The sequence below is a fragment of the Chitinophaga sp. SVR4-12A genome (genome assembly GCF_056754765.1).
Genome location: NZ_JBPGWP010000002.1, coordinates 525,625 through 536,839, shown reverse-complemented (window position 1 = coordinate 536,839; position 11,215 = coordinate 525,625). Strand labels below are relative to the sequence as shown.

The following is an 11,215-nucleotide window of genomic DNA, read 5'->3' as shown; positions in this document are numbered from 1 at the left end:
AAACCCTATTGGCGTTAATCCGGCATTTTTCTATTCACGTTTTAAAAATTCTACGTATGAAAACTCGCATCCGCATTTTATGCACATGGCTGCTATTGCTTCCATCGATCCTGCTGCAGGCCGCACCCTGGCAGTCTTCCCAGCAAGTGGAAGTCAGCGGGCAGGTAAAAGACAATAACGGCAACCCGCTACCTGGCGTCACCGTTAGCCTCACAAACGGTGAACGGAAAACAGGTACGCAAACAGATGCCAGCGGCCGCTTCCATATCAGCGCTCCGCCCAACGCTATCCTGCAGTTCTCCTTTGTGGGCTACAAAGCGACCAGTGTTCCGCTGAACGGCCGGCAGCAGATCAGCGTCACCCTCACAGCAACAGCCACCGAACTAACCGATGTAGTGGTAGTAGGCTACGGCACACAAAAAAAGGTGAACCTCACCGGCGCAGTAGTTACTGCGAGCGCTGAAGAGCTGAACAAAAGAGTGGTCACCAATCCTGCTTCACTTTTGCAGGGCAGGCTGCCCGGACTGAACGTGGTAGAAGGCTCCGGCGAGCCGGGCAACGAATCAGTGGCGCTACGCGTAAGAGGCGTAGGAACTTTTAGTGGCGCCGGCAACGATCCCCTGGTGATCATCGATGGAATACCAGGCAACCTGGGCGCCATCAACCCGAATGATATCGCATCCGTTTCCGTATTGAAAGACGCAGCTTCGGCTGCGATCTATGGAGCGCGTGCAGCCAACGGCGTTATACTGGTCACTACCAAAAAAGGCACCAAAGAGGGCCTTCACCTGGAGTACAGCTATAACCTGGGCATTACCTCCGCCACACGACTGCCTTCCCTGATCACTAACTCCGTTGAATACATGGAGCTGTACAACCAGGCATTACAGCACTCCGGCCAGGCGAAGGCTTATCCCGATGAATTTATCAACCTGTACCGCAACGCCACGGATAAAATAAAATATCCTGATGTGAACTGGCTGGATATCATCTTCCGCACCGTGTACACGCATAACCATTACCTGAACGTGAGCGGCGGCAAAAGCGGTACCACCTATAACGTAGGCCTTGGATACATCGATCAGCCGGGCACTATGAAAGGCTTTGCATTCAAAAAGTATACGCTGCAGTTCAACCTCAATTCAGAAGTGAACAAAAGGCTGACCTTCGGCGCAAACGTTAACTTTAACTATGGCGACCGCAGGTTCCCGCGGCAGGGAAGCCAGGACCAGTTCCTCGCCACACTGTCGCAGGCGCCGATGTATGGCCCTATTGTGCCTGATGGCAGCGGACATTATACCTATCGCGGAGACCCATACGTATATCACAACAAGAATCCTGTGGCCATTGCAGATAACGTGCAGGCCACGGACCGTTCCTATTACGTACAAAGCAACCTCTTTGTGAACGTTAAACTTCTGGAAGGCCTCAGCTGGGAAACCAGGGGCGGGTTCAATTTCAGCTTCCAGCAGATCAAAGATTTCCGGCCTGTAGTGCCGCAGTACGACTGGTTCACCGGCGCCTTCGCCACTTACCTTGACGTAGGCGAAAAAGGCCTGCAGGTCACCAACGGCAATACTATCTATCCCGTTGTTTATACGCAGCTGACCTACGACAAACAACTGGGCAGCCATCATATCAAACTGCTGGGTGGCGCACAGGAAGAATACTATAAAGAAGACAGTCTCGCCGGTTATCGCCGCGACTTCCCCGGCGCTACCTTACGAGAGCTGGAAGCCGGTGGAACAGATGGCCAGCGTACCGGCGGCACGGCGTATGAATGGGCCCTGCGTTCTTTTTACGGCCGCATCAATTACGACTACAAAGACAAATATCTCTTCGAAGCCAACATGCGTTACGATGGCTCCTCCCGCTTTGCCAATGATACCCGCTGGGGCTTCTTCCCCTCTTTCTCCGCCGGCTGGCGTATAGCACAGGAATCCTTTCTCAAACAGGCTTCCTGGCTGAACGATCTGAAGCTACGGGCCTCCTGGGGAAAGCTGGGTAACCAGAACATCGGCAATTATCCTTACCAGAATGTGCTGAAGCTGGGCGCCAACTACCCTTTGGATAACAGCGCCGTATACCTGGGCACACAACGCCAGGCCCTGGTAGATCAGAACATCCGCTGGGAAACCACCCGGGTCTTCGACATTGGTGTAGACTTTACTGTGCTGGATAACCGTCTTACATTAAATGCTGACTGGTACGACAAAAAAACCTATGACATCCTGCGCACCGCACAGGTGCCCGGCTGGATAGGCCTGAATGGCCCTGTTATTAACGGCGGCACCATGCATAATACCGGCTGGGAATTCGGCCTGCGCTACCAGGATAAGATAGGTGACCTGGAATACGGCATCGGCGCAAACTTCCAGACCTTCAAAAATGATCTGACCAAATTCGGAGCCCGCGAGATCGGCGGCAACAACATCCGTGAAGAAGGTCATCCCTATAATACCTTCTACCTCTACGATGTGGTGGGCATCTTTCAGTCGCAGGAAGACATACAAAGCTCGCCTACCCAGCCTTTCGACCCTAAACCCGGCGATCTCAAATACCGCGATGTGAATGGCGATAAGGTGATCGACTCCAAAGACCGCACTTACGCTGATGGCGCTTACCCGGATTTCACCTATTCCCTGAACCTGAATGCAGCCTGGAAAAATTTCGACCTCTCTGCATTCTTCTATGGGGTGGAAGGACAGAAATTCTACGTCACCGGCTGGGGCATTGAGCCCTTTGCGCAGTCTACACCACCCACTAAAGAATGGAGAAATGCCTGGACACCGGAAAATACCAGCGCTACCCTGCCGGCCATCTATGTACAGGGATACGGGCCTATATCCAGTATGCCTTCTACCTTCCTGTTAAAGGATGCTTCCTTCGTTCGCCTTAAGAATGTGCAGCTGGGTTATAACCTGCAGGCCCCATGGCTCAAAAGCGCGGGCATTTCTGCACTGCGCGTTTACTTCGCGGGCGACAACCTGTTCACCATCACCAACTATCCGTCTCTCGACCCGGAACGTGGCGATGGCAGCACCCGCTTTGTGAACTATCCGCAGAACAAGATCTATTCCTTTGGCGCAAGAGCTACTTTTTAACCTGAATACTAACAATTATGAACACACGATATCTATATAGCCTCCTCTTACTGCTCATGATGAGCTGTAAAAGCAGCTTCCTCGATAAATACCCGCTGGACCAGCCTGCTGCAGACAATTTCTGGAATACAGAAGATGATCTGAAACTGGCGCTTACAGGTTGCTACGCCTCCCTGTCCATTAACCAGTCGCAAGGCGTTACAGAAGGTTTCGGTGCATTTACCATGTACTGGGATGGCCTTTCAGACAATGCTTATCCCAGGAGCACTTCTTTCAACAACATTGCATTGGGACAACTGGAATCCACTACCGGCGGCATTGTGAACGACTGGTATAATATGAATTACAAGGCCATTGCCTCCTGTAATTACTTCCTGGCCAATGCAGACCGTGTAAAAACAGATGCCGTTACACTGGCACAATACAAAGCAGAAGTACACTTCCTGCGCGCCTATTTCTATTTTCAGCTGACAAATATCTACGGCGGCATCATTGTCAGCCTGCAACCGGAACCCCTGCAATACGCCAAACACCAGCAGAAGAGCAGCCGCGAAGCCGTAATAGACCAGGTACTGAAAGACCTGGACACCGCCATTGCCAGCCTGCCGGATGTAGCTTATGCAGGCCGTGCAGTGAAGGCATCTGCACTGGGCCTCAAAGCACGGGTACTTTTATACAACAGCCGCTTCCCGGAAGCGGCAGCGGCTGCAAAGCAGGTGATAGACGGAAATAAATTCCGCCTGGCAGATGAGTATTACAGCCTCTTTGTAAAACCCGGACAGAACAACAACCCGGAGATCATTTTCTCTGCCCGTTACCTGCTGCCGAATATGTTCAGCACACTGGACTACCAGATGGGATGGGACCAGTGGGAAAGGATCCAGCCGATCAAAAGCCTGGTAGATGCCTATGAATGTACCGACGGCAAAACGATCAGCGAATCACCTTTATACGATACCGCGCATCCATACAATAACCGTGATCCGCGCCTGCGTAAAACAGTGTATGTACCTGGCGATCCCTGGAAGTACAGCGCCAACGGCATCTTTGATCCCAGTAAGGATGGCAATAACCGCACAGGCTTCCTGGTGAAGAAATATCTTGATACTACCAGGGCTCCTACCAATTATTCTACCCGCAGCGACCAGGACTTTGTGCTGCTGCGCTATGCAGATATATTGCTGATGTATGCCGAAGCACAGAATGAAGTGGCGGGTCCCGGCCCTGAAGTATATAACGCCGTCAACACTGTAAGGGCACGTAAAGGCATCCAGATGCCACCCCTGCCTGCAGGGCTCTCACAGGCGGATATGCGCCTGAGGATACGCCGGGAAAGACGCGTGGAATTTGCATTGGAAGGCACCCGCTATTTTGACCTGCTGCGGTGGAAGACAGCTAAAGAAGTAGTGACCGCGATCATTAATCCCGGAGGGCAGCCCAGGAAATTCGAAGACAAGAATTATGTATGGCCGTTTCCGCAATCGGAAGTGGATGTGTATGGGATTGAACAGAATCCCGGGTATTAAAATTAAAGAAGGAGGCTCCCGCCTCCTTCTTTTTCCTTTTATCAACTCAGTGGGTGCGTACTGCATCCGTAAACCTGATCTCTACTATATAGGTCCCTTCCAGCTTCACCACAAACGCAAAGCGGGGGTTCACTGAATAGGCGTTCGGCGTCATATTATCCACCTTCACAAAACTGGATGGTATCCGGTAATACATCAGGTGCCCCCAGTCGGTGGTCCCGTCGTTGTATTTGGTAAGCGGGAAAGGCGCCAGCTCAAAATCTATGATCATGGCCGTGTCTGTCGTAATCACCGGGTGAAAGCGGGCATAGTTCTCAAACACAGGACGGTCTCCCCGCTTGATGATCTCCCCTGCCTTGGGGTTAAAGGGATTTCCATTTTTATCTACCAGTTTCAGGATCACCCTGGCGCCTTCATCTGATATTTTTGTGAGCGTCATTTTAGGATTACGCATCGGCGTTACAACGTTGTTCACGTCAAAAGCGTTAGACACATTGTCCTCTATCGTGAAGATATCATCCAGGTCAGGATCAGCCACCGTGATCTGTCCAAACCCCGCAAAGGTACGGGAACCATTCACATTCTGCGCAGCGATATCAAACACGTACTCACCCAGCGGCAGGTTGACAGATGCTTTATTGAAAACGAACTGCCCGCTGTTCTCATTGAAGTACATGGGCTTCAGCTTCTGTATCTCCCGCTTCTTATTCAGCTGTTCCACAGAAGTGTCTGTATCCACGTTAAAGGACTCCCCGTTTTTGAACACCAGCACCTCATAATCCTCAAAGAACGCTGGTGACGCTGGTTTACCGGAGCTCTTGTCCCGCAGGTTCATCATTTTGAAAGTGACCGGCGGAGTAGATTCATCCGTATTGATGCGGTCTGACTGCTGCAGGGCCAGGCCTCTTTTGCAGTAGATCACATTATCCTTGTAGCGCATCTGGTCGCTGAGGAAGCCCGGCTCTACTTTCTTGCAGGCCGCTATGAAAAGGATGGCGGATAGTATGCACAATAATATATTTCTCATGGGATTATTTTTTTAGTGAACCTCTGTGTTAAAGAATAAACGATGATAGCCGTTCAATACATGCACTACACCGGTAGTGGTAATGATGCCGGATGTCTGGCATACGGCGGGATTATCCTTTTCGCTTTGCGGGATCTGGTCGGGATCAGCTGCCTGGTCATCACGGCTGCCTATCACCAGCGTGTAGTTCACCATATCTACATAAGACACGTAATCGTTATAGGGATAGGTACGCAGCAGGTTGATCATGAACTTTTTATTCGGGATATTACCTAAGAGGCAGTCATACAGCTGTCCTGTACGGTTCATCTGCTCCCGGTTGATCTTTCCCTTCACCATATACATGCGCAGCGAATCTTTCAGCTCCTGTACAGGAATGCTGTCCATGCTGAAGGGGATGTTCTCATCGCCCGTTTGTTCGGCAGCACGCTTCTGGCGGATGTCTACATAGCTGTCTACCCCGTAATTGGTTACGGCAAAGAAGGTGATGTCGCTGTTCACCAGGTCTTTCAGGCCAGCCTTGTCTATCAGGTACACGAGTGAGTCAAATACCTTCTGCGAGCGCAGGTAATCGTAGGTGCTCATGTTCACATGCGGATCGTGCACACCGCCATCGTTCTTATAGTTTTCCTTTTTACAGGAAAAAAGCAATGCTGCACAGCACACCAGGATATATGTTGTTTTCAGAAAATGTTGCATAAAAGAGTGTTTGTTGTAAGTAATGGATGATCAGATCTTGCCTTTCCAGTAGGCGGTTTGCTGCAGGTACTTATTTCCCCTGAACAGCCGGGGATCTACCGGCCAGTAGAAGCCTTCTTTAGCGTATCGCTGGTCAGTCAGCCAGTCTACGATATAAGAATAGGCGCGGGTACGCACCAGGTCGTAGAACAGGTGGCCTTCCAGGTACAGCTCCTTCCCTCTTTCGAGGATGTACGCATACATCAGCTCTTCGGAAGTGGAAGGCATTTCCAGTGCGGCGGTGTTGTTGCGGGTGCGGAAGAAATTGATCACCTGCAGGGCTTTCGCGTTGTCTCCTTTATACAAGGCTATTTCTGCCTGCAACAGCATCATATCGGCCAGGCGGAAGATGATCATGTTATTACTCATGTAGGGGTCCAGCTTGACACCGGGGTTGCGGTAGATCACATTACTGTATTTGCGGCAAAGGGGCCTGGAATCATCGCGGTAATCAAATCCCTTCTGGAAACGGATGTCCATGGTATCATTTACGGCCTGTCCTTTGAGAAAGTGACGGCTGAAATATTCCGGCCTTACCGCCATGCGTGCGTGGTCGCCTTTGTATTTGATGTACTGATCGCCCCGCAGGAACTGCATGCCGATACCTTCTGAGGAACCTTCAAACTGGTCTTCGCTGATATTCAGCTCAAAGATGCCTTCGGTAGAACGGCCAATGAAGGTGTTGTAATAATGCGCAGTATCGGTCAGCCGGTAGCCGCCATTGGCCAGCAAGGCATTGATGGTAGTATCTGCACTGTTGATGTCATTCATATTCACCGCACCGCCGGACGCAGCGTTCAGCGTAGTGCCGCGCCACAGGTACAGATGCGCCAGCAAGGCGTAAACGGATCCTCTGCTGGCCGTAACAGCGATGCCGCCGGTATTGCTGCCATATCCCCAGTCCAGCAGGTTAATGGCATCATGGCAATCTTTTTCTATCTGCTTCATTACTTCTGCTTTCGGACTTCTGGGCAGCTCGGGCGCTTCCAGCGGGTTCTCATAGTATTCGGTTACCAGGGGCACATCTCCCCAGATGCGGGTCATCACGAAATAGGTAAAGGCCCGCAGGAACAGTGCCTGTCCCATTACACGGTTCCTGTAATTCTGCACATCATCCACATCTTTTGCGAGGCTGGCTTCCGGTACTTTAGGCACCTGCTCCAGTATGGTATTGCTCATGGTGATGGCTTTGAAATAGCGGGTCCAGTTGCCGAAGTCGTTCACGTTATAGGTGAACGTGAAATCGCCGTTCTGGATCCCTTCCAGTCCGTCGCCGGTATAGTCGATCACGAAATAGTTCTTGGCGATGGCATCCCCATACATATAATAACTGTTCCTGAATGCGAGGGCGTTCCTTACCAGCGCATAATTGCCTGCGAGGGCACTTTCACAGTCGCGCGTAGTTTGCCAGTATTTTTCCAGGTAGGTGCTGTTCTTGGGTTCCTGCTCCAGCAGCTTGTTACAGGAGAAAGAGCAGAGCGCCAGTATGAGGAGTATAATAGATCTGTTGAGGTATGTACGTTCCATAGTGTTGGGTTTTCAGCATTAAAAATTAACATTAAAGCCCATGGTGAATTTCTTGGGAATAGGATATCCGTTACCGCTATATTCGCCGTAAGGGTTCACTGCTTCTGCATCCGGCAGGTCTTTGGACCGCTGGAACATGGCTACGTTATCCATTACGCCGAATACGCTGAGCCGTTGCAGGCCCCATCTGCGCAGCATTTCCCTGCCCAGGTTATAGGTAAGGCTGATGCTTTTGATGCGCAGGTAGTCCCCTTTCTCCAGGAAGAAAGTTTGTGCGGAAGTATAATAATAGCGGTAAGTACCTACGTCATAGCGGGCATAGGTAGCCTTATCGCCAGGCTTCTGCCAGATATCCAGCTTGGAAAAATCAGGGGTGGAATATTTGATAAAGTTATTGACAGCGTCTCCTGCAGTGGAGTTGCTGAACTGGTCTGACTTATACAGGTTCAGCACATCGCGGCCCAATGTAAAGGCGCAGAAGATGTTCAGCACAAAGTTCTTCCAGCTAAACTCGTTGATAAAGCCGCCGGTTACTTTAGGATTGGGATCACCGATGGGCATCTTATCGGGGTTCAGGCCGTCGTTAAAGATCTCAATGAAATTATCCCCGTCCAGGTCCGCCAGGTAGAAATCGCCGGCCCGGTAAGTGCCGTTGCCGTTACGGTACTTCTCACCGGTGTATTTGTTACCAGGTACATCATCATCCGTAGCAAAAACGCCTAAGGTGCGGTAGAGATAAAAAGCATTAACGGGCTTACCTACCGAGAGGATATGTGATTTATCAAAACGGTCGCCATTCTGGAAGACAATATCCCTGCCACCGTTGGGTAGACTGGTGATCATGTTCTTGTTGTAGGAAATATTCAGGCGCGTAAACCACTTCACCGGTGAATTCGTATGTGCCAGGGGGTTACCAGAGAAAGTGAATTCCACACCGGAATTGCGCACACCCAGGGCATTGGTCAGGGCCTGATCATAGCCGGAGGTAACAGGCAGCGTGATGCTGAACAGCTGCAGGGAGCTTTGTTTATTATACACATCTACGGTCGCAGCAAAAACGCCATCCTTTACTTCCAGGTCAGTGCCCAGGTTCCATTGCAAGGTACGTTCCCAGCTCAGGCCCTTTTGGGCGGCGCCGTCTTTAAAATTAGGGGTGATAGCGGTTACACCGTTATAGGAGGTGGCATTATCGTTCCCGTTAAAGCCGCCGTTATTCACTTTATACAGGTTATACTGCAGGTAGTTGGAGGAGGGCAGATTGCCGGAAGTACCTACGCTGGCCCTCAGCTTTACCAAGGTGAAAGGGCTGCGGTCTTTCAGGAATTTCTCTTCTGATAACAGCCAGGCGGCAGAAGCAGATGGGAAAAAGCCCCACTTGCTGTCTTTACCAAAACGGGAAGAACCATCATATCGCGCGCTGACAGACAAGAGGTATTTTTCATTATAGTCATACGCGAGGCGGGAATAATAAGATAGCAGTCCATAAGCCTGGTAATCAGACGATGTATTGATGTTTGTTTGCCGGAAGCCCTGCACTACCTGTATGGGATCTGAAGAGCCGCCATAACCCAGCGAGCGGGTGTTCTGGTACACATCATATTGTACATCCGATCCCAGGATCATACTCAGGTTATGCTTTCTGAAATTGTTCGTATAGCTCAGATAGTTAGAGGAGAGGATGTTATATCCATTATCGGCAAATGAAAAAGAGAAATTACCGTTGTTGGAGGTCAGCTCATTGGTTTTGTTGTAGTCTCTCCTGCTGGTGCGGTACACATAAGAGTTCTGGGAGTTAAGCCGCAGATGTGGCGACACATTATATCCCAGGTTCAGGTTCAGGGTCAGCTGGTTATCCATGTTCTGATCCAGCTGGTCCTGGTAATTGCCCAGCAGGGCAGCTTTCTTGGCGGGGTCCAGCGCGAATAGGGACGAGGGCATTTGTCCGGCGCCTACTGTTACAGGATCGTTAGGATCGCCGTTGGTGGTCAGGTTGATGGAATTGCCCGGATTACCGTTGCCACGGTGCCGGTCTGTCCGCGAAAAGGCAATGATGGGGTTGATGTCCAGCTTATTGTTCAATGCGCGCGATAGCAGGTTCAAACGCATGGAATACCTTTTAAAGTCGGTACCTATCACCACGCCCTGTTCATCATAATAGCCTGCGCTGAAGCGGTAATTTGAGTTCTCGGTTCCGCCGCTGACGCTCATATCCAGGTTCTTAATAAGGCCGGTACGGTAGAACAGGTCCTGCCAGTCTGTATTACCATTGTAGGCCGGGTTCAGGCTGTCGGTCATCAGGAAAGGCAGCTGCTGTTGCTGGGCATAGGTGAGGCTTTGCCGGATCAATGCCATTTTTTGGCGGCGTTCTGTTACACCCAGTACGGCATCCCTGAGCTCCGGCCGCTGGGTGATACCAAAGTAGCTGGTTACGTTCACGGAGGGCGTGCCGGAACGGCCCTTGCGGGTGGTGATCATAATCACCCCGTTGGCTGCACGCGAACCATAAATGGCGGCGGCAGAGGCGTCCTTCAGTACGTCGATGGTGGCAATGTCCATGGGGTTGATGCCGGCCAGGAAATTGGTACCGGTGCCTACGTCGTTGCTAACGTACTCCTCCTGGGGCTGAGGGATCCCGTCTACCACATAGAGTGGTGAGTTCACTACCCTGAACTCGTTGTAGTCGCGGTTCACCATGGTGTTACCGCGTACGGATACGGTGCCGCGGGCGCCGGGCTCCCCGGTGAAATTCTGCACATTCACACCTGAGAGACGGCCCTGCATCAGCTGATCAAAGCTGGCAGCAGGCAGGTTCTGTATCTCCCTGCCCGACAGGCTGGAAATGGCGGCAGTGGCTTTTTTTCGGGTTACCTGCTGGTAGCCGATGATCACTGTTTCCTGCAGGGCGCTGGCCGATGCCGTCAATACCACGGATACGGCCGTACGGGCGGCGCTCACTTTGAGCTCGGTTTTGCTGAAACCTACATAGGAGATCTCCAGTGTGGCGCCGGGCGCTGCGGCAACAGAGAATTTTCCCTTGGCGTCGGTCGTGACGCCGGTGTTGGTCGATTTTACCCTTACAGATACACCGGGTAAAGGTTGTTTTTCTGCGTCAGTCACTGTTCCTTCAATTCTGACGGTAGGGGTTTGGGCATGCAGGAGCACAAACGGGGATAGAAGGCATAGCAATACCAGGTAGATTTGTTTCATAAATCTGCTAGATTTTGGTTGATAGATAATGGGAAACTAATCAAAGCAGACAGAAATCTTATTACCTTTTTTACCCATCCATTGAC

At 51.1% G+C, this 11,215-nt stretch carries 6 protein-coding genes; 2 read left to right on the top strand and 4 right to left on the bottom strand.

The genetic code is table 11. From position 1 onward, the window contains the following. The first annotated feature begins 56 nt into the window (after positions 1–56). A complete protein-coding gene (locus tag ACR9Y8_RS28540) occupies positions 57–3,104 on the top strand; it encodes a SusC/RagA family TonB-linked outer membrane protein (RefSeq protein WP_481216710.1) in 3,048 nt (1,015 codons plus the stop codon). 17 nt (positions 3,105–3,121) lie between these two features. Beyond that, positions 3,122–4,630, top strand: coding sequence for a RagB/SusD family nutrient uptake outer membrane protein (locus tag ACR9Y8_RS28535; protein WP_481216709.1), 1,509 nt, complete (start codon positions 3,122–3,124; stop codon positions 4,628–4,630). 46 nt (positions 4,631–4,676) lie between these two features. On the opposite strand, the gene ACR9Y8_RS28530 is transcribed toward ACR9Y8_RS28535, so the two are convergent. Genes ACR9Y8_RS28530 through ACR9Y8_RS28515 form a run of 4 tightly spaced genes read right to left on the bottom strand, consistent with a single transcriptional unit; the run spans position 4,677 to position 11,129 of the window. Further along, positions 4,677–5,657: a DUF5007 domain-containing protein gene (locus tag ACR9Y8_RS28530; RefSeq protein WP_481216708.1), complete on the bottom strand. Its 981-nt coding sequence runs from the start codon at positions 5,655–5,657 to the stop codon at positions 4,677–4,679. Positions 5,658–5,669: 12 nt separating this feature from the next. Then, the gene (locus ACR9Y8_RS28525) at positions 5,670–6,356 is read right to left on the bottom strand and encodes a hypothetical protein (RefSeq protein ID WP_481216707.1); all 687 of its coding nucleotides are present in this window, start codon (positions 6,354–6,356) and stop codon (positions 5,670–5,672) included. 30 nt (positions 6,357–6,386) lie between these two features. Continuing rightward, positions 6,387–7,922: a RagB/SusD family nutrient uptake outer membrane protein gene (locus tag ACR9Y8_RS28520; RefSeq protein ID WP_481216706.1), complete on the bottom strand. Its 1,536-nt coding sequence runs from the start codon at positions 7,920–7,922 to the stop codon at positions 6,387–6,389. An 18-nt stretch (positions 7,923–7,940) separates the two neighbouring features. Further along, positions 7,941–11,129: a SusC/RagA family TonB-linked outer membrane protein gene (locus tag ACR9Y8_RS28515; protein WP_481216705.1), complete on the bottom strand. Its 3,189-nt coding sequence runs from the start codon at positions 11,127–11,129 to the stop codon at positions 7,941–7,943. Between the last annotated feature and the right edge of the window lie 86 nt (positions 11,130–11,215).